Source organism: Candidatus Delongbacteria bacterium (genome assembly GCA_020634015.1).
GTDB lineage: Bacteria > CAIWAD01 > CAIWAD01 > CAIWAD01 > CAIWAD01 > JACKCN01.
Window position 1 is genome coordinate 915,369 of the sequence record JACKCN010000001.1, and the last position, 25,505, is coordinate 940,873.

Below are 25,505 nucleotides of genomic sequence, written 5' to 3' on the forward strand. Positions count from 1 at the left end.
GAAGCCCGGGTCTCCTGAGTCCCCTGGTTGATCAGCATTTCCGACCGAAAAGGCACAGACTGAACACGACGACTCTCCAACCCCTGCTTCATCCAATTCGCTTCCTCGCTTCAGACTGCATGGTGCCAGAGAAAGGCATGCAGGGAGCCACCCAACACAAAGCTGCCCACTCCCCCATTCCGAAACCCTGCCCCCGATAACGATGCTCTTGTTCTGTATGGCATGCACTTTGCTCAGTCAAAACCGGCAAGGCTGTGAAATCCCGGTCCCATTCAATATCCGTCACCCTCTCTGCCCGAGGGCGACGGCATATTGTGGGGCGCGGCACCGGCGTCTTGTCCAATTCAATCATGAGGAGCGAACCATGAACCGAGTTTCAGTCCTGTTGCTTGCGGGCAGTGTGGCCTTGATGCTGGCGGCCTGCGACAGCACACAGGAAGGTGCGCTGTCACCGTTGAGCGATCAGGGGGCCCAACTTGCAGGTGGTGGCGGACACGGTGGCGGAGGTGGCCATGGCGGTGGCGGACACCACGGCGGTGGTCACAGCGGGGGCGGCAACCACAGCAATGGACATCAGTGCGGTGGTGGTGGAGGTCATTCCGGTGGTCATTCCGGTGGGCATTCCGGTGGACACAACGGTGGTGGCGGAGGCGGCTATTGCAACAATGATGGTGAAACGGCGTTCGCCTACAGTTGCGATGATGACGTGCGCCAGTGTTTCGACGAGCTGAATGATGGCTGCAACAACAACTCGATCAACCGCTGGGGCTGGACCAACGGCCCGCTCGATGAAGGCAGTTACGCCTTCGACCTGTACGCCGGTGCCGGGCAGTGCAACATCGAAGCCGGCACCCTCGTGGGAGAGGTCTTCGTGGACTACTTCGACGGTACCGCCATGGTGAGCTACATCACCTGCGGCAGCTACGAACTTGATGAAATCCACCTCTGGGTCGGCTCGGAAGCACTGCCCCGCGATCATCGCAACCGCTTCACGGCCGCCCCGGGCCAGTTCCCCTACCCCGAAGAAAACTTCGCCGGGGGCCTTCAGGAGTACACCATCGAAGTGGATGACCTGGCCGGGTCACTGTACGTGGTGGCGCACGCCGTGGTCAGCGGTGACTATTCCGATGGCGATTGCGGAGTGCGTGGCTGTGCCGTGGATTGTGTGGAAGGCCCCGACTTCAACGGGCTTGTGGATCTGTTGGCCGCCGTTGAAGGCCAGGACGGCCTGGTGACCGTGAGCGTGACCAACCCCAATCTCTTGGGCTACACCTCGTACTTCCCCAGTCTCACCCTGGGCAACACGGATATACCCGGCCTGGAAGGTCCCTGGCATGGCTGGTGCCTCGACTCCGACTTTGGAATCAATGGCAATCAGACCTACCAGGCCGAATTGTACTCCAGCTACGAAGACCTTCCCACGGGTCTGATCGAGAATCCCACGACTCTCGACCGAGTGAACTGGATTCTCAACCAGCACTTCCAGGGCCAGGTCGCATCCTGTGACAACCAAGCAATCAGTGCACTGGATGTCCAGATTGCCATCTGGTCATTGGTGGACAACAACCTGCCCCAAAGTATCGTGGGAACCTGGAGCACGTGCCACGTGGACTACATCCTGGCCCAGTCGTTTGGCATCAACTTCTACGAACCGCCCTGCGATGGCGTGATGACTTTCGTGATCGTTCCGGTCAACGCCGATCGGGCCGTGACAGCGCAGATCCTGCTGGCCGAAATGCCCGTTCTCTGCACGGTCTGCCCTTGAGGTGAGGCTGGCCGGGAATCGACTCGAGTCTCCGGCCCCGTGCGACATATTAAGGGGGTCACCCAGCCGGGTGGCCCCCTTTTCGTTGCTGCAGAGTCCCGTGCATCCAGAGCTCAGGGAATCAGGATGCCCCGGCTGAGTCCGGTCGCAGCCCCGGGACCACCCGGTACCGGAGGCTGGAAGAGGTAGGTCAGATTGTCCGACAGGATCGTGCTGTTGATGCTGACCGCGCAGATCGAATGACCGCCAGCCCCGTTGCCACCCGCACCGCCATCTCCCCCAGCTCCACCGCGACCACCGTTGCCACCGATGCCGGCATCATCCTGACCTGCTCCATGATCCCAGGCACCGCCATCGCCGGGCAGTCCCCCAGCTCCCCCGGCACCCCCGGAGCCACCCAGCGAGGGTGCCCCCCCCGAGCCAGCCAGCAAGGTCGAGTTCGCGATCTGGACTGTGGAATCCACAAGGTAGAGGGCAATGCTCGCACCACCACTCTTTCCACCCTGACCGCCTGTTCCTGGCTGTCCGCCGCCACCACCGCCACCGCCGCCACTTCCGTAGCTCCAGCAGCCATCGCTGCCGCCACCACCTCCGCCACCTCCTCCGCCACCGCGGCCATCCGTCCCGTTGGCCCCTGTGCCACCGGCGGAAGGATGGAAACCGAAGCGTGAGGCGGAAAAGAGGCCAATACCGGCAGGTGTGCCGTTCGCGCCATCTCCTCCCTGGCTACCAGGCGTTCCATGCGCGCCGTTCGCTCCGGGGCTGCCACCGGACCCACCCGGTGCGCCGCCAGCGCCATTGTCACCGGGGCCGCCCGCGGCAGGCCCCCAGCCCGGAACACCGCCATCGCCCCCAGTTGCGCCACCCCCATTCCCTCCCTCGGGAAGTGGGCAGTGATCACACGACGGTGGAAAAAACCCATTTTCGCATCCCGATTGGCCATCGGCTCCGCGTGATCCATTGTTTCCATCCTGACCGGGAGCGCCAGCGGGGGAACCGTTTCCGGCGTCAGGAGCCACAATCTTGCAGTGATTGAAATCCACATCACTCTGGAGGAGGATCATGGCGATTCGATTGCGAGGATCACCCGAATTGGGCTGGAATGCCCGAATGGTCAGACGGTTCAGGCTGACATTGCTCACACCATCACCCAGCAACCCGCAGTAGTGCAGCCCCTGAAATGAATCCTGGATGATCGTCTCATGACTCTGCCAGTCCGTGTCGTCAAAGCCATCATGGAAACCACCCGCGAGGATCACATTGGAAATCAAGCCATTGGCCGGTGAGCTGTACGTCCCCTCTTCCATGTAGACGATGTTGCGTTGAGGATCCGCCTGGATTGCCGTGAAGGCGGCATCCAGGTTGCGCTTGGGAAGCTCGGGGGTTCCCGGATTGCTGTCATTTCCGTTTGGTGACAGACAGAAGCCATTGCTGAATGGCAGTGGGTGCCATTCTACCTGGACCGTGACCGGGGCACTGTCCTGACAGCCATCGTTGACCGTCAGTTCAAATTCAAGGAATTGCTCGACAGGGCTTGCGGCCAGCACAAGGTCCTGCGCGCTGGAATATGGGAGTCCGTTCAATCGCCAATCGTAACGCAGGGGGAGCCCCTCAGGGTCCTGGCAGAGCTCTCCCGACACGATGACCGGATCATTGATGTAGACATCAATCTGGGCTTCCGCCACCAGCGCCACCGGCGGCTCATTGACGGCCACCCGGTAGAACCGGGTCGAGTCAGCTGTCTGGACCAGCATGTGCATGCGACCGTCTTCATTGCCGTACAGCCAAGGGTCGGGCAGTTCCGTGTAGCCCCCGTAGGGCTCCGCGGAACTGAAGACCTGATAGCAGGGTGCCGTATCCGGCCAGCTCAGATCCAGCAGTTCTCCCAGAGAATTCAGCTGCAGGTCCGCAATCGTGCGAAGTGCCTGCGCGTCCGCTGGTGCCAGCGAGTCGGTCTGGCTCGCCCCAGACAACGGGGCAAACAGGCACAGGCACACCCACGGGGCGACCCAATGACGGAACTCAGAATGCAGGGCCATGTCCAATTCCTTTCATGCCGGATGCGGCAGACTGGGGATCGCGCCGGTTGCGCGACAACATGCCGCCGACGCCAGGCTGCTCTGATGGCTGGGTTCGAAGCTGTGGGGAGTGAGAATCCGGTCGGGAAAGTCGCTCTGTCGATTCTGTCAGACAATCAAAAAACAGTCGCCCGAAGATTATCAGTCAATGCGCCTCCGCCAACCCTTCCGGGGCGCCGCGCCAGGCTGCTGAATCAGGAAGGTCCGTTCAGGACGGTCACTTGACCACAAGCACCCGGCGCGCAGGGCCATGGGGCAGGGCGATCAACAGGTAGGAACCGGAGGCCAGCCCCGGCACAGGAATGTCGAAGACACCGCGGTCGAGGTGCAGGCTCCAGTCGGGAATCCGTGTTCCCAGAATCGTGTACAGTCCCAGTGCGAGAGGACCTTCCTCGACCGTGATCCGCATCCGCGACGGGTTTCCCAATGAGGTCACCGAGAAGCCGGGTTCCGGAAGAGTGCAGGCCTCCAGCTGGATCAGTTCGAGCCATGACAGCGGGGCAGGATTGGGCATCAGCAGCAGATCATCAGCACCCAGAGGCAGGCACTGGTCGGCGGCCACCACAGCAGGTGTCCAGCTGGGCCAGTCCAGTGCGTATACAGGAAGCGCGGTCTGCAGCACACTCGATGGCGTTCCGGGCCGCAGAATCAGCGAGGCCAGAGGCGCCAGTCCAGCACCGTCGTACTGCATCGGAAACTGCTGACGATCCACCTCGGGCAACGCCCCCAGCTCGGGGAAGGAGGGAACTCCAGCGCCCTGGCTCACCCGCGAGCCCGCATGCAGCAGTTCCGCCAGCATGTGGGCCAACGCCGTGTTGGCATCGCTGCGCAGGGACAGCAGAAAAGGCCAGGCGTGGTGCTGTCCCGCCAGTTGCAGGGTCAGTCTCAGGTCCTCCGGTCCGTCCTGGCTGGCCAGCAGGATCTTGAGCGCGGCCGCCGCACCGTAGTGTCGCACACCGCTGAAGGTGTCCAGCGGCAGGCTCAGGTCGGCCAGAAAGGAAGGAGCATACCGCGTGACCCAGTCGTCCTGCGCGGGATAGACCCGGTCTTCGGCCCAGACCGCCGAGGCTTCGTAGAAGGCCAGGTTGCTCACGAAGAATCCGCTGCCGAACTGTACGGCGTGAAAGTACTCGTGAGCCGCCGTCAGGCTCGCCAGTCCCAGTGAATCGGCTCCCCAGCGGGCGAAACTTCGGTCCAGGAACAGTGAACTGCTGTAGCCATTGCCCACGGGGTTCTGGGGCTGGGTTGCGCCCATTGCGGGTTGGGGCTGCAGGAAGACAGGCACGGCCGTTCCTTCGGCGGCGGGCGGGCGGGCGTAACCCAGGCTGTCGTGGTACATGCGGGCGGCAGCCAGCAGGCCCTCGAGAACCGCCTGGGCCGTGGCGCCGGTGCTGGCACTGTCGCCGGAACTGTTCCAATGGATCACGAAATGTCCGTCGGGCGAGTCCAGCTGCTCCTGCCAGGCGCCAAGCTGCAGCAGCGGCCGCGCGCTGGGTGGTTCCAGGATGCAGCTTTTTCCATGAGCCAGACTGGCTGGAGGGGCAATGCCGAGAAGCAGGACAACGCAATACATCAGACCCGCAGTCCAGGGGCACGCGGAGTTCCGATCGGTGGTCGTGACCGGGGGCCGCTTCATTTCAACAGCGTGATCTTGCGGGTCAGGCCGGGCCAGGCACCACCGGGCCCGGAGCCTTCGATGCGCAGCAGATAAATCCCGGCCGCGGCAGGCCCCAGGTCAATGGTGAACAGGTTCTCGCCTCGCCAGACCCGCTGGGGGCCCGAGTCGAAAACCCGCTGGCCGCGCAGATTGTAGACTTGCCAATGCAGCACGCCCGCTTCCGGAGCCTGATAGTGCATGCGGGTGATCGGGTTGAATGGATTGGGACTGACCTGCACACTGGCCGATTCGGCCGGTGGTCTTGGTGCTGGCGGAGGTGACACGGGCAGGCCTTCATCCCCGGCCTGGAGCGCAAGGTTGTCCAGCGCCACGCCGTAGGACCAGCTCCCCTGGTAAACGAAGGCCAGCTGCAGGGAATCCGATTCCAGCCAGGCATTCAGTCCCAGGGCGTTCAGGCTCCAGATCGTCCCGCTGGCCTCGGGCTCATCCAGCAGCTGCCAGCCGGCGACCGAGTCGCGACCCAGCAGTTGCAGGCTGGACCCGGCCCGGTCATCGTAAAACAGCTCGAAACTGAGAGTCAGTGCCTGAGTTGCGGCGGGCAGCTGAATCCAGGGCGTCCAGAGAGTGTCGTTCTGGATCGCGGGTGTCGTACCGTCGGAACGCCACAGCCCCTGGGCATCGCTGTTGATGTAGACGAAGGACCCTGTGGACTCGCGCCAGGGCACGGTGAAGTTCAGTGAACTGACGAACTCGCCGATCTGCCAACCCGGGCTCTGCGTCGGCTGGTTGCCCCCCCATCCCGGCAAGGAATCCAGTGTGCTGGTACTGAACGTCTCGGACCAGGCGTACAGCTCCAGGCTGTCGGGATCCCAGATCGTGCATGCCATCGCGATCGTGTCCTGGGTCCAGGGGCCAGCCTCCGATGTGGTCCAGGAGATGAGCAGGGTGTCGGCACGACTGCCGCTGAAGCGCAGTGTACTGATCTGGCCACCATCGTCCACTTCCCAGGTTCCCTGGATGCCCGTCTGCAGATCCAGCGAGGCCTCGGGCAGAATCAGCAGCGTGTCACGCACCAGATTGTCAATGTAGAACGGCGCATCGATGTGGGCCCCCCAGGGCGAGTCATGGAAACCGGGCACCACCCAGAGGCTCTCGGTGCTGGCCAGATTCCAGATGCGCAGCGGAGCAAGCTGGAAGGTGTCCACGGGAATTGCCCCCAGAGTGTGCGGGCGAAAGCGCGATTCGACGAAGTAATTGCCCGTGGCCACCGTGTTCAGTCCGGTATAGCCGTCCACGAGCAGCACGAAGCGATCCGCGGAGAGGCAGCGCACGGCCACGTACCAGAGCCGGGTGGTGTCGGCGGGGACCTCCATGGTCCAGGTCTGCCAGGAGCTTGGAACCCGCGCATTCTCCAGCTCCACCTGGAACAGCGACTCCAGCTCGCTGCTGCCCAGACTGCCCAGATCCTGGACCTGATCGGTTTCCAGACTGAGAATCTGGATGTGCTCCTGGTGATTCACATCCTGGCTGCGGTAATGCAGGGTGAACGTGGTGCGGGCACTGTCGGCACGCAGCGGAGGCGTGATCAGCCAATCGTCGTTGGCGCTGCCATCGGCGTTGTAGCGGCAGCCCAGTGACCAGTTGCCCGCAAAGGGGGAGTAGTACTCGCTGGCGGACAGGCGACTCCAGCTGCTGCCGGAACCCTCGCCGTCGACCATGGTCCAGCCTACCTGCCAGCCGTCCTCTTCGAATCCCTGGGTGAAGTTGGCGTCCACAAGGAAGACTCGCCCCTTGTGAACCAGCCCGCCGGCAAGAGCCAGGCCTGCCAGGACCAACAGAAACAGCAGTGAACGCAGGCGTGAGGATTGGATCACGAGTCCACCTCCTCGACCAGCAGCGAGCAATCGAAGGCTTTCACGCTGTGGGTCAGCGCGCCGATGCTGATGAAATCCACTCCCCGGCGCGCATAGTCCGCCAGGTTGTCGGCAGTGATGCCGCCACTGACTTCCAGCAGCACACGCCCACCGGCCAGCTCCACAGCGCTGGAAACTCCCTCGGGAGTGAAATTGTCCAGCATCACGATGTCGGCTCCGCCGGCGATGGCCTGCTCCAGCTCGGCCAGATTTTCCACTTCGATCTCGAGCTGGCAATCCAGGTCTTCCTGGTCGCGCAGCGCGCGAGCCCGCTCGAGCGCCGGCAGAATTCCGCCAGCGCCCCGGATGTGGTTTTCCTTGATCAGAAAGAGGTCATACAGGCCATGGCGATGATTGCGGCCCCCGCCACAGGCCACCGCGGCCTTGTCCAGTTCGCGCCAGCCGGGCAGGGTCTTGCGTGTGTCAAGGATGCGGGTGGACGAGCCCTCGAGCCGATCGACCAGGCTGCGTGTCATGCTGGCGATGCCCGAGAGACGCTGCAGGAAATTGAGTGCGGTACGTTCGCCGCCGAGAATCACCGCAAGATCGCCCTCGATGTCAAGCAGGCGCTGCATGGGTGTCACACGCGCCCCCTCTTCGACCAGATTCCGGATCTCGAGCGGGCGTCCGTCGGCCAGACGCATGAATACGGCACGCACCAGCTCCAGTCCACAGACCACGCCGGTCTGGCGCGCTTCGATGCGGGCCCGTCCCCGGCGTCCGGGAACCAGGCAGGCCCGGGCCGTGATATCCCCCACCCGCCCCAGGTCTTCTTCCAGAGCCAGGTCGATCAAGGTGAGGCTGCGGGCGCTTGGACCGTTCATCTCTCTATCCATCCAGACTTCACAGGACCCTCAGGCGGGCGAAACGGGCCACCAGTTTCTTGACTCCCACGGATTTGAAACGGACCGTGAGCTTCATGTTCTCGTCAAAACCGACCCGGTGGATGATGATGCCGGGGCCATAGGTCGGGTGCATCACATCCGCATTCACGGTCAGTTCGCAGGGATCGGAGACTTCCGCCTCCTGGGATTCGTCTTCGACGGAGGGCGGAACCGGCGCCTGGCGGAAAGGACTGACCTTGTTCAACAGCACCTCGCTGCCCGAGAGCGGCAGGCCCGTGCGCTTGCGGGCTGGCTTCTGGGGACGACTGCCGTCCAGCCCGCCGCCCAGTGGGCGTTGTCTCACGGCGGAGTCTTCGCGCAGCAGACTGCGATTGCGCGGGGTGGCGCCGGAGCCTTGCCAATGGCCGTCGCGCCCTCCGAAACTCTCCTCGCCGGTGCCGCCCAGCCGGCCGCCTTCCTGCTGCAGCAGCTCGGCGGGAATCGCCCGCAGGAAAGGACTGGGGCCGCCACTGCCACCATTGAAGCGCATTCTGAAGCGCGCCAGGCAGAGATAGAGCCGGCGCTTGGCGCGAGTGGCCGCCACGTAGAACAGGCGGCGTTCCTCCTCCAGCTGCTCCGGATCACCCATGGCATTGCCCAGGGGGAACAGCCCATCCTCCATGCCGGTCACGAAGACCGTGTCGTATTCCAGCCCCTTGGCGCTGTGTACGGTCATCAGGGTCACCAGGTCATCGCTGTCGGCCATGCCGTCGATGTCGCTGACCAGCGCCACTTCCTGAAGGAATCCTTCGAGTCCCAGTTCGCTGTTCTCGGCATAGCGTTTCACGGCGGATTCCAGCTCGTGCAGGTTCTCCACGCGGGGCTTTCCTTCGGGCCCCTCCGCCTCAAGGGCTTCGTAGATATGCAGGGCCGACAGCAGATCACGGAAGGCCACATCCAGGGGAGTGGCCGCCATGCGGGTCCGGGTGGTTTCCAGCAGCGAATGCAGTTCCAGCATGCTCTGGCGCGCGCCCTTGGCAAGGCCGGGTACGCTGCCCGCGAATGCCAGCTGGTCGTACAGACTGCGATTCTGGAGCTGGGCGGCACTCTGCAGTGCGGCCAGACCCGTATCACCCACACCGCGCCGTGGATAATTGATGATGCGCAGCAGGCTGATCTCGTCACGCGGATTGGCCAGCAGACGGAGGTAGGCCAGTGCGTCCTTGACTTCGCGCCGCTCGTAGAAACGCAGGCCTCCGATGATCTGGTAACGTATACCATTGCGGATCAGCGATTCTTCCAGCGCCCGTGACTGAGCGTTGGTGCGGTAGAGCACGGCAAAGTCCTTGTAGGGCCGGCCTTCCAGATGGCCACGGCGGATCCGGTCGCAGACCAGCGCCGCCTCCATCGCGTCGTCCTCGCCGCTGAGCAGGGTCACGGGTTCGCCGCGCCCGTTCTCGGTCCAGAGCTTCTTGTCCTTGCGTCCCCCATTCTGTGAGACGACGGCGTGTGCCGCTTCGAGAATGGTCTCGGTCGAGCGGTAGTTCTGTTCCAGCTTGAATACGCGCGCGTTCTTCCAGTGATCCTCGAAGTCGAGGATGTTGCTGATGTCTGCGCCGCGCCAGCCGTAGATCGACTGGTCGTCGTCGCCCACCACGCACACATTGCCGTGCTGGGCGCCCAGCATGCCGGTGACCTTGAACTGGGCCTTGTTGGTGTCCTGGTACTCGTCTATCAGAATGCGTCGGAAGCGATCCTGGTAGACCGCCAGTCGTTCCGGGTGGGTCTCGAACAGCTCGATGGGTTTCAGCAGCAGGTCATCGAAGTCCAGCGAATTGGCCGCTCGCAGTCGGCGCGTATACTCCCGGTAGATCTTCGAGATCATGTCGTGCACAAAGCCGCTGTCGCTCTTCTCGAACTCCTCGACGCTCAGCATCGCATTCTTGCTGGAGGATATTTCGCCGCGCACACGCTTTGGATTGAGCTGGTTGGTGCTGATGTCCAGGTGATTCATGCACTCGCGTACCAGGCGCAACTGGTCGTCGCTGTCGTAGATGGTGAAGTTGCGGTCGTAGCCCAGGTATTCCGCCTCGCGGCGCAGGATGCGGGCGAAGACCGAGTGAAAGGTGCCGACCCACATCTCGTCCACCCGTTGCCCCACCAGATGGGCGATGCGCTCCTTCATCTCGCGGGCGGCCTTGTTGGTGAAGGTGAGCGCCAGAACCTGCCAGGGTTTGCACTGGCCCTGTTCCAGCATCCAGGCGATGCGGCTGGTCAGCACGCGAGTCTTGCCGCTGCCGGCTCCGGCCAGGATGAGTACGCTGCCATCCGTGGCCATCACGGCTTCTCGCTGGACTGGATTCAATCCGCTCAGATCCACGCAGTTTGCCCCTTCCTCAAGGCTGAATGACGTCATTGTCCACCGATTCCACCGAAAGGGAATCGCCAGTTCTGCGGCCTTCGCGTTGCTCCTGGCGCAGACGTCGACGCTGACTGTCGAGTACGCGCCGGTTCAACTGATGCTGGGCCAGGGTGCGCCCGAAAAAGTGTCCGCCCTGCCCGTCGGCGACGAAATAAAGGTAGTCAGTTTCCGCCGGAAACAGCACCGCGGCAATCGCGATGCGCCCCGGGGAGTTGATCGGTCCGGGCGGCAGGCCAGCATACAGATAGGTATTCCACGGGGAATCCAGTTCCAGATCCCGATACAGCAGACGCCGCGGCTTGTCCAGCAGATACTGCACCGTTGGGTCCGCCTGCAGTTTCATGCCACGGCGCAGTCGATTGAGATAGACCGAGGCGATGGTATCCGCTTCCGAGGGCAGTTGATACTCGCCCTGGACGATCGAGGCCAAGGTCAGCAGCCGGACGCGATCCAGACTGCCACAGGAGTCCGGCAGCAGACCGCAGACCACATCCTCCATTCGCCGGGCCATGCGCGTGATCAGGGCTTCTTCATCGTCGAGTGTGCTGATCCTGTAGGTATCCGGAAAAAGCCGCCCTTCAAGTGTTTCAGGGTCACCGGGCAGCGACAGTTCCGAAATGAAACCCGGATCGCGGCACAGCTGCAGAAAGCGCAGGCTGTCCAGCTGGCACTGCCGGGCCACCACCCCGGCCAGCTCACGCAGGCGCAGGCCTTCGGTGATGCGCACGTCCACTCCCGGAACGGCATAGCGGCCGATGCGCCGCAGAATATCCATGCGACTCATTCGGCCATCCAGCACGAAAATGCCGGGCTGGATCCCGCGATCACTGTCGGTCAGACGGGCCAACAGGCGCAGGGCCCAGGGATGGTCGCTGATCCCGAGAGTGTCCAGCGCGCTGACCACCTGGGCCAGGCTGGTGCCCGGACGTATCCGCACCTCCTGCTGGATCGTGGTATCACCGGCCGGCGCCTCGAACAACCAGAGCGCGAAGCCCCCCGGCAGAACGATTCCCGTCAGCAGCAGGAACAGCAGCAGGCGGATGGGACCAGCACCCTTCTTCCGGGGTTCCCCATTTCCACGGCGCACCGCTTCTTTTCCCGCCGGGCGTGGATGGTTTCCTTGACCACGACCGGAGCGGGAGTCAGTGCCTGCCATTGTCAGGTCCGTGGACTGGGTACTGCGGGTGCTGCATGCGGCGATCCGTGCGGGTTGCCTGTGAACACAAGGCCCCACCCTCGGGGTGGGGCCTTGCCCATGTTCTCATGTGTCAGGTACGGTACTCGCTCAGGGAGCAAAGAAGTCCTGGATCTTGGGCGAATAGAAGCTGTAGAGCACATTCTGCATCAGGCCCAGGGCACCGGGCCCGGGCAACAGGCCCAGGGTCGGGCTGGCCGTACCCAGTTCGCCGTACTCCATCACATACATCGGAATGCTGTTGAAGGCCGTGCGGAAGTTGGTATACGTGGCACCGGCCTGGATCGGCCCCAGATTGACGCTGAAGTTCATGTTCTCGGTGTAGCAGGTGGTCACCTTGCGGTGCTTGTCCAGGATGGGCTGCCAGAGCAGGTCCACGGACACGGTGTCACCCACGGTCCAGTACTCCGCGGGGTCGCCGATGAACTGGTGCTGCACGTACATGAACACACGGTCGCGCGCATTGATGTTGATCGTCACATGCACCACAGGCTGGGCCCACATCTCGTCGGCGCGGCTCAGGTTGTGTGCTTCGTAGGCGTTGAAGATGGTGATGTCCTGAAGGTTGCGGATCTGGTCGGGAACACTGACCCAGCAACCCTGCGAATCAGGATCGGGCGAGAAGTCAAACCCATAACCGCCCACCGAATCCGCACTGACGAACAGCTGGGGCGGCAGGCTGCTTGCGCCCACGACCCGGAAGATGTCGAAGGTCTCGCGAGAATTCAGCTCGGCGGAATAGCTGTTGTAGGTGTACACGCTCTGGGTGCCGGCCGGCTCGTAGATCGAGAAGGCTTCCACATAGGGAATGGCATTGCCGGGCAGCGGCGAGCGCCAGTCGAAGGGATCCACGCCATCATCGAATCGGCCGTTGAAGAAGGTGTTGCCATCGGCGCGCATGGTGTCGATCACGGACTGCTGCAGCTGCAGCGTATCCAGGAAGGCGAATTCTGGAATGCCGGCGGTATTGCCGTCGCCGCGACTGTTCTGGAAGGTCAGGAACTGGTCCACGTAGACGTCATAGACACCCAGGTAGGCCGCCAGAAAATCGCCCGCGTTCTGGGTCTGGTAGGCGGCCGTGTTGTTGATGTCCACCCCGTTGTAGCCGAAGGATTTGGACAGACTGGAGTAGCCGGTCCAGAACAGGCTGCCCCCCATGTCCAGGTAATCCATCGCGATCACCTTCAGGTTCTGGGTGATCTGGTTCCTCACGCCCGTGGTCCCTTTGTATCCGTCATCCACGCAGATCACGGTGCGGTAGTCACTCATCATCGAGAAGGGAATGTAGTTGGGCAGATCGGGGAAGTTGGGCGGTGTGCCGTCTTCCAGTTCCCAGTAGAAGCAGTTGTAGCTGTCGTCGGCCACGTCCGTGCTCCAGACAGGATCCACGCCCGTGATCGAGCCCAGCGCTTCGCTGATCATGCCCCGATAGAATTCGGCATGCTCTTCGAACGTGTGCCCACCCAGCGCGTTGGCGATCTGCGCCGGCGACAGGTTGCGGGGAGTGAAGTTCAGCAGCAGCACATCGCGTGTGGGAGCGGCCAGATGCGTGCTGAAGCGGATCCAGGCGGGAACGGCCGTGGACTCAAGACCATCGTCCCGGGTCCAGACACGCAGCTGGTAGTAGCCGCTTTCCAGATTGAAGAGTTCGAGAATCGAATTGGCCGTCCAGCCATTGCTGAACTTGTACTCGTCGAAGCTCAGAACCGTCGCTTCCGTGAGCTCGACGGCCTGGCCCGAACTGGCGACCCATTCACCGTTGTCGGTGAGCGCGTCGAAATGCAGGAAGGAATCCAGCGCGGCGGCATCACCCTGGAAACGCACCAGCTCGTACTTGAATTCAAGCGGAATCGTCACGAATGCCTGGTCGTCGGGGTCATCGCCGCTGATCAGGAAGCGGATGCCGTTCCAGTTGCTGAGCGCCGTGTTGTAACACGGGAGCTCCGGAAACTCTTCCTGGTTGCGGAACGTGGTTGCCGTGGGACCGTCGCCAATGAAATCATCCCAGCCGATCATGTGACGGGTGTAGTTCTCGGGCTGGCCGACACTGTTGTACCCATCCTTCTGATAGGTGATCCGGGGTGTGTTCGGCGCACGGTTGCTGCGGTTGAACAGCCGGTATGCCGGCTCGCTCACCTGGCCGTCGTTGTCGATGCTCTGCACGACCAGGGCATGTTTCTGGATCCGCCCCAGCTGAGTGGTGAGATTGACCACGGCCTGGGTGTTCTGGGTGTAGGTCCAATCCACACCACTCATGTCCGGGTTGGCCCGCAACTGGGACAGGAAGGTCTGCAGGGCCGCGTCCGTTTCGTAGACATGATCGGTGAAACGATACTCTTCCACGAAACCATCGGGATCACTGCCCGCCCAGAAGATCATCGGCGAGAAGGAGTAGACCGGGCGATAGGTGAAATCACCGGCGAGCACATAGTTGGTGTTCAGCTCCCAGTGGAAGGGGGCACCAATGGCGGGCTGGGTCAGACCCAGATACCGTCCGATGTTGGTGTCCAGCTCGTAGAGCGCCGGTGAGACGGTCTGTTCCCATTCCCCGCTGGCGTCCAGCACATAGATCGAATCGATGTGCTCGATCTGCAGGTACTGATAGTGGATCAGCTGGAAGCGCACACCCGACACGTCCTCAGCTCCGGGAGCGGGGAAGTTGGCCGGACTGGCTTCCTCGAAACCCACCAGACTGTCCGGCATCAGGAAGGCGTAGCGGTCGATGTGGAAGTTTGTCTGCACACCATCCGCGTCGGGTTCGTTGTTGACGAAAGCGACCGTGGGGGCCGTGTTCGTACTGTAGCTGCCGTCAATCTTGCTGCAGCCCTGCCAGAACACGACAGGCAGCAGCAAGGCTCCCAGCGCCAATCCCCGAACGGGATTCAAGGGTCGTGACCCAAAGTTTTTCATTGGTGAAATCCTCTCAGCGCTTCAGGGACATGGTCAGCATGAACAGGTCTTCCAGGTACTTGTTCGGGGCGTAGGCCACATCGAACTGCAGTGCACCACTGCTGGTATCGAGCATGAAGCCCGTGCCCAGCGTCAACCCGTCCAGAGAAAGCAGGGGATATTCCAGATAGGGGTCCTTGCCCGCGTCCTGCTGGAAATCGTCCCAGGTATCACGGGTGATCCCGTTGATCTTCTTGCCGATGCGCATGAAGAAGCTCTGCTTGAAAGCGTACTCCAGGCCCAGGTTGATCTGCTCGACGTTGTCGGAGGGATGCCCGAATTCGAAGGCTCCCAGCAGGTAATTCTCGTCGGTTGGGGTGCCCATCAGATCCATGGACATGCCGAATTTGAAGAGGATCGGCAGGGGATCTTCCTTCTCGTTGAAGAAGGTCATGTCGGGCCCGAAGTTGGCGATGATCATGGCCACCTTCAGGGACTTCCAGCCCGTGTCGTAGTAGGTGCCCACGTCGGCGGCCCAGCCATCGGAATTGAATTCCATCGCGCTCTGGTTGACGTACTTCACGGTCAGGCCGGCGCTGAACTTGTCGGTGAGACGCTTGGCCACGGTCAGACCCAGGGCGGTATTGGTCCAGTTGAAGGTCCTGCCCGTGCCTTCGGGGGCAGCGGGTGTGGTTTCGTCCATCTGGTCGGTGTACAGGTGAGTCAGGGAGATGCCCGCGCTCAGGCCCAGGTTGTCGAAGGTACGTGCGGCACCCACCCAGTCCTGACGCGTATCAACGGGCAGTTCCACATGGGTGAATCCCGCCGTCCAGTTCTCCACCAGGGTCAGCCCCGCCGGATTGAAGTACAGCGCGGACACATCGTTGGCGATGGGCAGCAGAGCATCGGCCATGCCCATGCCCCGCGCGCTCACCGGCAGCTCGAGGAAAGTGGCGGTCACCGTGCCGGCTTTCACCTGGGCGAAGGCACTCTGGGACAGGGCAAGCACCGCTGTACAAAGGGCCAGGATCTGGGTCAGTCGCATGGAAGTCTCCGTGACACGGATTATTTCAGGATGACGAACTTGCCGGTGGCAATCGATCCGTCATTTCCCGGGGTCTTGTCTTCGACGCTGAAGTAATACAGCCCGCTGGCGGCCTGCTGGAAGTTGCGGTTGTTCAGGTCCCACGCTTCCGAGAAGTCAGAATTCCAGCGGCTGTGGTCCCCTTCCACATTGTGCGGCACGATCTGCACCAGGTCTCCGGAGAGACTGAAGATGCGGATCAGGCACTGGTAGGGCAGGTTCATGAATTCGATGCGTCGGTCCTGGGCGGGCAGGTAGGCCGAGGAACCATCATCCTGGTTTTCCCAGGCGAGGCCCTGCTGGCTGTTGCCGAAGGACTGCTCGGTGGTGTAATCCTGATCGAAGCGATAGGGATTGGGCACCACGCGCACTTCGCGACTGGGCGAACCGCTGGGAGCCTGACGGATCGCGTTGCAGCTCTTGGCGGTTTCCAGCGGCTCGGTACCGGTCTGGTAGTCACCGAAGTCATAGGCCGTGACCGCATAGAAGCGCGGATACAGGCTCTGGATGCCTTCCAGCCGATAGCGGAACTCCACATGGTAGGCATCGCCCATGTTCCACACGCGATCGCGGTTGGCATCCAGGTACATGTCGCCCGTGTACACCACGTTCTCGTTGTCGGCGTTGGTGAAGCTCAGATACCCTGCCTGATTGCGGGTCAGCTCGACCGCGCTGCCATCCAGCCAGAAAGTCGTGTCGCCGGGGGCGTCGACCCAGACCGCGATGCCTTGTTCGATCCAGGCATCCTCATTGATGTCCATCAGGATTTCTTCGTCCGGTTCGCCTTCCACGTGCACGATGGCGCCAAAGCCACTGTTGTTGCCCACGGGCTGGCGTTCCCAGCCCCGCACGGGATCACGGAAAGGCTGTGCGCCCCAGGGTCCGGGATCGGGCAGGGTGCGCAGCGCCCCCGTGTTGTCGCGGTAGGCGTAGTTCACATTGTCGAATTCGGCCAGCAGGGTGTAGTCCGCTTCGAAGTTGGCGTTGCCCGCGTAGACACGGTAGCCTTCGAAATCCTGCACACGGCTGAAGGGATCGACGTAGGCCTCGGACATCGAATTGCGCTGCCAGCGCAGTTCAACCCACTTGTCACCGGTCACGACTTCCATGTCGGGGCAGGGCGGGGGCGGCGGTCCCTGGAAATCGGGAATGCCATCGCCGGCATCCAGGAAGCCGTTGTTGTTGAAGTGGCCGATGTACCAGTCTTCGCGCAGACCCTGGGAGAACTTGGGGCCGGCGTTGATCAGGAAGGAGTCCTCGACCATTTCCAGATTGCCGCGGTTGCGCAGGAATGTCCAAAGGAAATCGTCTTCGGAAACCTGTTCGCCCCAGAGCGAGGAGAAGCCTTCGTCCAGCTTGCCGTTGCCTTCCAGGCTGTCGGGCCCCTCGTAGATCGCGGGCAGGCCGCTGGGCAGGGTGACCACGCGCCCCCAGTACTTCACAGTGTCGCCGATGGCCGGGGCCCAGAGGCCGTCAAGCCCCAAGTCCTCGCCGGGCCAGCCGTCGCCCGTCTCGTAGAAGCCATCGCCGTCCAGGTCGTAGATCGGGGTGTCGTACATCTCGTTGTCGTAGACGCGCTGCGACCAGATGGCGTTGAAGTCGAAATCGGTCCAGTCGAAGACCGTGGTGTCAATGCGTGAGGTCACAGCGCCCTGGGGGTGGCTGCGGTCGTGCAGGTTCTGCCCGGCGATGTAGGCCACGGTCATCACGAAGGACTCGCCCGGATTCAGGCGATAGATGTTGTTGCCACCCGCATCGGTGTAGTCGAACACGCCCATCGGGCCCCAGGAAATCAGGTAGCGCGTGTCATCGCCGTTGGGATTCACGCCGCCGCCCACCACATCGAACTCGCGGTAGAGCAGCGTGTCCCCGGTGACCGGATCCAGCTCCACCTGAGCTGGGGGCCTCTGGCCCACGACACAGGCCGGCATGCTGGGATCGAACTCGCCGTTGGACATGACCTGATACTTGTGGATGTCGGCCTCGGGCGTGCCCAGGATCAGACTCCAGCTCATGTCGTCGCCACGGGCGTCGGGATGGTCCTGCCACCAGGTCCAGGCGGGGCCGTAATCCTGGTCGGGCGAGGCGTTGGAGTTCCACCAGTTGAAGGTGGTCTGCAGCTGGGGGTTGGGCGCGCGCAGGATGCGGGTGCCGGTCACGTCGGGACAGGTGAAGTTGGTGCCGCTGGTCTCGCTGGCCGGGCGCCCGTCGTTGTCGGCGATGTAGGCCGTGTTGATCAGGATGTGCTGATTGGACACGGTGTCGATGGCCGTGCGCCGGAAACCGCAGAAGTCATCGGAAGCGCGCCCCTGTCCGGCTTCGTCGCCGTGCCCCACATCGGCGTCGACATACAGGCCGATGTAGAGGTTCTTGAGGAACTTCGAACCGATGTTGGAGATCTTGTAGTCAATGACGATGAAGTCCTGGGCGTAGCTGTAGCTCCAGGCATGGGACTCCATCTCGACCTTGACGCCCAGCGGCACATGGTTGTTGTCCTGGGGGTCCCAGACCTGGCCGTTGGGCAGAAGGCCGAGATCGTCGATGGTGTCGGTGTAGGCCGAATAGAAGTCCTGCTCGGACACGGCCAGCGAGTCGTAGATGTTGCGGTCCAGGTAGTCCAGCGCGTTCAGGCGGGTGGTGCGCTCGCGAATCTTGAACTCCTCGCCGCAACCGGGCCAGAGTTCGTTCACGTCGCGGTCCCAGCCCTCGGAGCCGAAGGAGACACGCGGGGTCTCGATGCCGGAATCGTCCACGATCAGCGCGCCGACCCACACCGAGCCCTGGTAGAGGTACTCGACCCCGCTGCCGCCGGGATACTCGCACTGGGGCGCCTGCTCGCCGGTGACCGGATCGTCGTCGCCCGTTGCGTCGCCGTGACCGAAGGTGCCGTCGTTCTTGAAGGTCATCCACATCTTGCCCACGCGGTGCACGCGCAGGTCCAGCGTGGGGCGCTCGCAGTCGGCGCTGACATTGCGTGAGACGGGCTCGTCCTTGCGGATCACGGGCTCGTAGCGGCTGTCGTCCTCCTTGGCCTGCAGCGTGACAGCCAGCAGGCCAGCGGTGGCCAGCACCAGACCCATGCGGAGAGTGTGGAAGGTGTGATGGGTTTTCATGGTCTCTTCTAGTTCTCCCCGGGATTCCAGCCGACCGACACCACACTGCCTCCGCAGTCGATGGTGCCACTGGCCGGCAGCCAGTTGCTGCCCTGCAGCTGGGGATCCTGGTTTTCGAGGTTGCAGGCGCCCACGTCCCAGTTGGAGGGGAAACTCTCATCGGCGGCACCGTTGTCGTGGAACCAGTTCTGATCGATCACAGGGTTGTTGGTATCGAAGCTGGCACCGATCTGGTTGCCCACGATGCCGGTGGCGGTGCTGCTGAGGCTGTAGTCATTGCCCACGACCATATTGTAACGGATCACGGGATTGGACTGGCTTTCCACCTTGATGCCGCCATACCCGTTGAACAGGATGGTGTTCTGCAGGATGCTGGCGTTGGGAGTGGCCTGAACCTTGATGCCGTAGACATCGCAGTTCATGATCAGGTTGTTCTCGATCAGGGCCATCTGAGGAGTGTTGTAGATGAACACCCCGTAGAACCGACAGCCATCCAGACGATTGCCCGTGAAGGAGGCGCTGGCGCCATTGCCGGCGAACAGAGCCGAGAGACCATTGTTGGTGAAAGTGCAGTTCTCGACGGTGGCATGACTGCCGGGGCCGTGGGCCGCCACCGAGTAGTAGGTGGTGTGATCGAAATCGCAGCCGCTGACAGTCAGATCGATGTCGGCATCGAATCGGTAGAGCGTCGGGCTGCCTTCGATGTAATAGCTCTCCGTATCACGCAGTTCGATGATGCCGCCATTCTGGATGTAGTTCTGACCCGAGAATCCGGACTCGCTGCCACGGGCGAAACTGCTGTTGCTGATGGTGGCGGTGATCTGCTGGGTCGTGCCCGCCAGACTCAGGTCGTCGGTACGTGGTTTGATCAGCAAGCTGCGCCAGTCGGACAAAGAGGTTCCGGGCGTCACGGTCCAGTCGGACTCGGGGGCCAGGTCGAAGGTGGCACCGTCGATGTTGAGGTTGCCGTTGAACTCCAGGCCGTAGAAGCCGGCGAATTCCAGCCGGGCTCCCGGCGAAATGGTCACGTCCTCGGAACTGAACGCATCGCAGGTGACACGCCAGGTACCGGTGAGGGTGGAATTCTTGATCTGCTTGCGCAGTTCGTTGGCCGAGGCCTGATAGAGCACGGGCCCCACATCGGACCGCTTGGCGGAAGTCACGTCATACCCGGCCTCGATGCAGGGGCTGCAGGAGTTGAAACTCTGGAAGTCGGCGTTCAGTTCGTCGAAGAGCGCGTCATCCATGCAATTGCCCAGCACGTCCACCTTGTCGCGGTTCTCATTGCGGTAGGTGTTCTCGCCAAGCACGAAGCGGTTGTCAAGCACCACCAGGGTGTCAATGGTGTTGAGCGTGTCGGCCACATACACGCTGTCGTAGATCGTCACGCCCCACTGCAGCTCGCCCATTTCCACCGGAAAGCGGAAGGCCAGCGAGGAATTGCGTGACACGTTGTTGCGCGCGAAGAGACTGTCGCCCTGCCAGTCCAGCAACTGGGTCGTGCCCACGTGGGTGGTGTCGAACACCACACCGGAGCCATCGTTCTCGTGCACGATGTTGGAGCGGAAGCGCGGCAGGGCGCCATGCATGAAGCTGATGCCGTTGTACTGGTTCAGGTAGATCATGCAGTGCTCGATCGTCGGACTGCTGTCGTCCACCACGATCGCGGCATTCTTGTAGGGGTCGGAGTTGTTGAACTTGGCGCCATAGGCCACGATGGCGAACTTCAGCTCGCTGGCATCACTGCCCGGCATGAAGACCAGGCTCTGCCAGAGTCCATAATCCTCCTTGAGGATCACGGGATAGAACTTGATCGGGCTGGCGTTGGTGCCAATGGCCGTCAGGGTGCCCTCGACATACATGGAACTGTTGCGCTCGAAGAGCACTTCCACGCCCGGCTGGATCACCAGGGTCTGCCCGGCGGCCACAGCCACGGAGCTGGACACATAGTAGGGCGAGTTGGCAAGCGTCCAGGTGCCGGACACGAGACTGTCCACCACTTCGGTGCGCCAGGTTCGGAAGGTCTCGGTCACCGTACGATCGTACTGGTTGCCGTTGTTGTCGTCGCAACCCAGGCCCGCAATCAAAATCAGCAGGCCGAGCAGCCACGGTGTGTATCGCTTCATCGGTGCTCCAGCTAGAATTTGTAACCGAACCGCAGCAGGATATTCCGACCGGGCCCGATGTTTCGCGGGTTGTTGTCGTACTCGTACTTGCCGGGGTAATACAGCACGAAGTCCGGATTCTTGGCGTGCATCGCCTGGTAGTAATTGCCCGTTTCCGCATAGTAGTTGCGCACGTTGCGGTGGTTGAAGAGGTTGGTGACTTCAATGCCCGTAACCAGGTTGTGGCTGCTGGTCTTGAAGCGCCAGTACTTCTCGAACTTGATGCGCGTCTCCTCGGTGAAGGGCATGCGACGCGAATTGCGGGCGATCAGGGCCACGTGCTCCACATCCTCAAGGTAGATCGAGGGGGTGTAGGGGCGACCGGTGGCGAAACTGCTGCTCATGCTGAACAGCCAGTCGTCGGGCAGCCTGAAGCCAAAGAGGCTGGCATTCTCGCCCTGACCGAAGTAGAGGCTGTAATAAGCATTCAGGCTGTGGGTCTGGTCCCAGTCAAGGGGGCGCTCGTCGCGATTCACCGGATTGCCATTGAGACGATCCTCGGAGGCGGCGCGGGAACTGGAGGCTTTGCCGTAGGCAAAACTGAGCTCGTAGTTGAAACTGACCGAGTAGTTGCGTTCGGCCTTCTCGACGCTGATGTTGGCACCGCGCACGCGGCCGTAGTCGCCGTTGGTCCACTGGTCAATCGTATACCCCGGGGCCAGCTCGATGACCGTGGAGGTGATCTGGTCGAAAATGTCGCGGTAGTAACCCTGCAGGTTCACGGTGGTGCCAATCTCGGCCCAGCGTGCTTCCACGCCGAACTGGTACTCGACCGTCTTCTCATACTTGAGGTTGGGGTTGCCCACCAGGGTGTTGTTGGCCCGTGAGCCGGTCGTGGACTGGTAGTAGTAGGTGTACTGGGGCGCCTGATAGAAGTGGCCGTAGTTGAAGTACAGCTTGGCGCTTTCGGTGATCGGGTGGCTGATGCCCAGGCGCGGGCTCAGGCGGCTGGTGCCACGCTGGGCGTGCACGGCTCCGGGATCACCGGCGTTGGCCGCTTCGTCGGATTCGTTGACCACGGATTTCTCATGCAGCAGGAAGTCCCAGCGCATGCCCACCAGTACGTTCATGCCCTCGAAGTTCATCTGGTCACGGAAGAACAGCGCGCCTTCGGTGGGCTGGCGGTCGTAGAAGTCGCGGAAGTTTCCGCGTTCCGGATAGGGGCTGCCGATCGGCAGTGGCGAAGACCCATCGTAGAGCTTGTTGGGGCTTTCGATCGAGTTCATCTGCAGATCACGCGCCATGATCTGGGCTCCGCCCAGCACGTCGTGATACTTGTTGATCTGCCACTGGTACTCGGTTTCCAGCGACAGGGTGGTGGAGCTGCGCTCCTGCCAGATCGCCTGGCCGTCGAAATTGTTGGGGTTCAGGAAGAAGTCGTAGTAGGCTTCGAAGTTGTACTGGTACCCCCAGGGCGAATCCGGGCCGCCGCCCCAGTTGTTGCCGTCCTGCACGCCGTTGGAGTTGTAGTCCACGAAGGGCTCCCACTCATCCCAGTCCAGGTTGGGCGGGTCAAAGGTCGCGCCGATGCTCAGCGGGTCGTCGCCACGGTTCTGCCAGGTGGCACCGGTCTTGTTGGCGCTGTAGATGCTCACGCCATCGTTGTACCAGTCGCTGCCGTTGTCCTCGCCATTGTAGCTGTAGACGACCGGCATGCTGACATCGATCACGGTCTCGCGGAAATGCTCATTGGTGATCAACTCGCCGGGGGTGTGGCCCACCGTGCGCACGTCGCTTTCGCCGTGATACTGCTGGAAAGGATCCACCACGAAATCGGCGAAGCGGGTGAACAGCTCGAATTCGTCAAAGGTATTGTTGGGGCCATCGTAGATGCCGTTGAGGGTGGGCTGGGGCTGCTGATTGCGGCGTCCGCCGGCGATCCAGGTCGCGTAGGCGCCGTAGGTGCTGGGCAGGTCGAACCAGACTTCGCCCGCATCCCAGATGCCGTTGTAGACGCCCGTGATCGGGTCGGCCTCGTCAATGAAGGGCTCGCCCGTGTCCCAGAAGAAGTCGCCGTCGAGGTAGGGCTCGCCCAGATCCTCGTTGGTTTCACGCACGTCGCGGAAATTCATCCGGCCGTCGGCGTTGATGTCGTCGTAGCCTTCGGCCATGTCGAAACGGCCGTTGCCGTTCTCATCGGTGTAGTCTTCGCCCGGATCCCAGACGCCGTTTCCGTTGGCATCCACGAAGTCTTCGCTCCAGCCGTTCCAGATTCCGTCGCCGTTGACATCCTGGAAACGTTCGCCGTCCCAGATGCCATTGTGGTTGGTGTCCTGCTCGGTGGTCTGGGGCTCGGCATCGTCCCAGCGACCGTTGTGGTTCAGGTCATCGTAGATGTCCCACGGATCGAACCAGGGATTGTCCTCGCCGTTGACCGGGTTGGGAATATTGGTCCAGGGCTCGGCCGTGTCGTACTGGCCATTGCCGTTGAGATCCACCCAGTCTTCTCCGCGGTCCCAGCGGCCATTGCGGTTCAGATCCTCGTAGCCTTCGCTGTAGATCGGGTTGCCGTGGGAGTCGTACACATAGCCGTCGTACTGACCGTTGTTGTTGGCATCCACATAACCGTCGAAGTAGCCGTTGTCGTCGTTGTCCTGGTAGCCGTTGCCCAGGAAGGCGCTCTTGTCGTCTTCGTTGGCCTGCTCCTGAGCCGGCAGCTCAAGCACGAACTGGTCGGGCGTGCGACCTCCGGGGGAGATCAGGGTCTTGGTGTTGGAGCGGTAGGCGCGCACCTCGAAGGTGGCGTTCTTGCTGGGAATGGGCGCCGTGTAGGTCAGCGAGATGTTGCTGCGGTTGTTCTCGGCGCGCGGACGATCCCGCTCGTTGTAGAGATAGGGATAGCCGTAGTTGCCGGACACGGGGCCTTCGCCTTCGGGGTAGAGGTCCCAGCGGCGATAGAAGCGCTCGCCGTAGATCTTGAGGCGATGGGTGTCGGTCACCGGAATGGAAATGTTCAGCGAGGCGCTGTATTCGTTCTTCTGGCGTTCGGGCAGGTCGATGCCCAGGTTCACGTAATCGCTGCTGCCGCGGTCGATGTCGTAGGGCAGGTAGGTATCGGTCAGATACACGCGCCCGGCGAAGAAGAAGGTGGTGCGGCGATTCTTGGGAATGTTGTTCTGGAAGGGCAGCGGGCCACCGATGGACAGGTTGTAGCCGTCGGTGTTGAAGGAGTAGGCGTCGAACGCGCGGTCGGTGCTCCACTCGAAGCGGCCGTGGTAGCCGTCGGTGTCACCTTCCTTGGATGTCACTTTCACCACGGCGGCCTGGGCCTGACCGTATTCGGGGCCGAAACCACCGGAGAGCACGTCGATCTGCTCGATGTTGGCCACGTCCACGTTGACGTAATTCTGCCCGCCCACCAGCGGGTCACGCGAGTCGATGCCGTTGATCACGTACTTCACTTCTTCGGTACGGGACCCGCGCACGTGAATCGCGCCCTCGTCGTCGATCTTGAAACCGGCCGTGCCACGCAGCACGTCGGTCACGTCGGTGGCCGCCTGCCGGCTGATTTCCTCGCCGGTCTTGGTGGTCTTGCCGCTGGCTTCACCCAGGTCGATCTTCTTCTTGTCCGCCACGATGATCACCGTCTCGAGTTCCACGGCGGAACTGGTGAGCTTGATCGTGCCCACGTCGTAGGTCTGGTCGGAGGCGACCGGAACCTGCTCGATGGTGACCGGATGGTAATTCAGGCTGGTGATGGTCACGGTGTAGATGCCTGCATCCACCTGGGGAATCAGGAATTCCCCTTCGAAGTCGGTGTAGGCGCCGTAACTGGTACCCTCGAGCTTGACGATGGCCTCGGCCGGTTCGCCGCTCTTGGTGTCGATCACCTTGCCCTTGATCTTGCCCCGACCGGCCCAGGCTGCGGGACTGAGCAGCAGCAAAGCAAGCAACAGGGTGAAAAAAGGGTTGGAGAACGCACGGAGACGCGTGACGCTCCTCATGGTACCCTCCGCTGAACAGGATGTGAGATGGCCAACGTGAACCTGCATGGGTGGCGAGATCCTGACTTGTTCTCCGGGAGTGCACGCCCCACGACCGTGGATCACCTGGGTGGCGATGCCATGGAAAGCAGGATGGAACGGATGGTGCCCTACGGGGATCGACAAACGAATCGGATACCGACAGGTTCGCAGCAACGGCGCCAACCTAGGATATTGCCCAAGCCAAATCAAGAAAACCGGGTTTGGCAAGGAACGGGGTCCCCGATAGTCACGACTGTCCCGTCCTGATCCGACACTCCACCCGACCTTCAGCAGAAATCGGACCAGAATCTCCAAGTCCGGTTCTGCAGCTTCCAAAAGGAGCAGATGCCTCCGGGGGGGATGTTCTCGGGCAAGAATGGATTAACAGAGTGTAAACCGTGTACGGGATCCCGGGATGAGCAACAGACGGATTTCCGTCGAATTGGCGCTATCAAGTATGCTTTCGAGCTTGAG

The 25,505-nt window shown here is 62.0% G+C and carries 12 protein-coding genes; 1 reads left to right on the forward strand and 11 read right to left on the reverse strand.

Going from position 1 to position 25,505, the window contains the following annotated elements:
• Positions 1 to 364: 364 nt before the first annotated feature.
• Positions 365 to 1,765, forward strand: a complete 1,401-nt coding sequence (locus H6678_03690; GenBank protein ID MCB9472896.1) for a hypothetical protein — start codon at positions 365 to 367, stop codon at positions 1,763 to 1,765.
• Positions 1,766 to 1,878: 113 nt separating this feature from the next.
• Here the strand turns inward: H6678_03690 and H6678_03695 are convergent, their stop codons facing one another.
• The 11 genes from H6678_03695 to H6678_03745 all read right to left on the reverse strand — a co-directional run bounded on the left by H6678_03695 (position 1,879) and on the right by H6678_03745 (position 25,010).
• On the reverse strand, positions 1,879 to 3,804 hold the full coding sequence (locus H6678_03695; protein MCB9472897.1) for a hypothetical protein: 1,926 nt from the start codon (positions 3,802 to 3,804) through the stop codon (positions 1,879 to 1,881).
• A 256-nt stretch (positions 3,805 to 4,060) separates the two neighbouring features.
• On the reverse strand, positions 4,061 to 5,416 hold the full coding sequence (locus tag H6678_03700; protein ID MCB9472898.1) for a hypothetical protein: 1,356 nt from the start codon (positions 5,414 to 5,416) through the stop codon (positions 4,061 to 4,063).
• A gap of 59 nt (positions 5,417 to 5,475) precedes the next feature.
• A complete protein-coding gene (locus H6678_03705; GenBank protein ID MCB9472899.1) occupies positions 5,476 to 7,335 on the reverse strand; it encodes a choice-of-anchor J domain-containing protein in 1,860 nt (619 codons plus the stop codon).
• A complete protein-coding gene (nadC, locus tag H6678_03710) occupies positions 7,332 to 8,198 on the reverse strand; it encodes a carboxylating nicotinate-nucleotide diphosphorylase (GenBank protein ID MCB9472900.1) in 867 nt (288 codons plus the stop codon). The genes H6678_03705 and nadC overlap by 4 nt, the downstream gene beginning before the upstream one ends.
• Positions 8,199 to 8,217: 19 nt before the next feature.
• Positions 8,218 to 10,614, reverse strand: a complete 2,397-nt coding sequence (locus H6678_03715) for a UvrD-helicase domain-containing protein (protein ID MCB9472901.1) — start codon at positions 10,612 to 10,614, stop codon at positions 8,218 to 8,220.
• On the reverse strand, positions 10,595 to 11,707 hold the full coding sequence (gene mltG / locus H6678_03720) for an endolytic transglycosylase MltG (GenBank protein MCB9472902.1): 1,113 nt from the start codon (positions 11,705 to 11,707) through the stop codon (positions 10,595 to 10,597). Before mltG ends, H6678_03715 begins: the two co-directional genes overlap by 20 nt.
• A 198-nt stretch (positions 11,708 to 11,905) precedes the next feature.
• Entirely contained in the window at positions 11,906 to 14,725 is a 2,820-nt protein-coding gene (locus H6678_03725) for a hypothetical protein (GenBank protein ID MCB9472903.1), read from the reverse strand.
• A gap of 13 nt (positions 14,726 to 14,738) precedes the next feature.
• Positions 14,739 to 15,749 (reverse strand): PorV/PorQ family protein, encoded by a 1,011-nt coding sequence (locus H6678_03730; protein ID MCB9472904.1) that lies wholly within the window; start codon positions 15,747 to 15,749, stop codon positions 14,739 to 14,741.
• A gap of 20 nt (positions 15,750 to 15,769) precedes the next feature.
• The gene (locus tag H6678_03735) at positions 15,770 to 18,901 is read right to left on the reverse strand and encodes a hypothetical protein (protein MCB9472905.1); all 3,132 of its coding nucleotides are present in this window, start codon (positions 18,899 to 18,901) and stop codon (positions 15,770 to 15,772) included.
• 8 nt (positions 18,902 to 18,909) lie between these two features.
• On the reverse strand, positions 18,910 to 21,027 hold the full coding sequence (locus H6678_03740) for a right-handed parallel beta-helix repeat-containing protein (GenBank protein MCB9472906.1): 2,118 nt from the start codon (positions 21,025 to 21,027) through the stop codon (positions 18,910 to 18,912).
• A gap of 11 nt (positions 21,028 to 21,038) precedes the next feature.
• Positions 21,039 to 25,010, reverse strand: coding sequence for a TonB-dependent receptor (locus tag H6678_03745; GenBank protein ID MCB9472907.1), 3,972 nt, complete (start codon positions 25,008 to 25,010; stop codon positions 21,039 to 21,041).
• Positions 25,011 to 25,505: the final 495 nt, after the last annotated feature.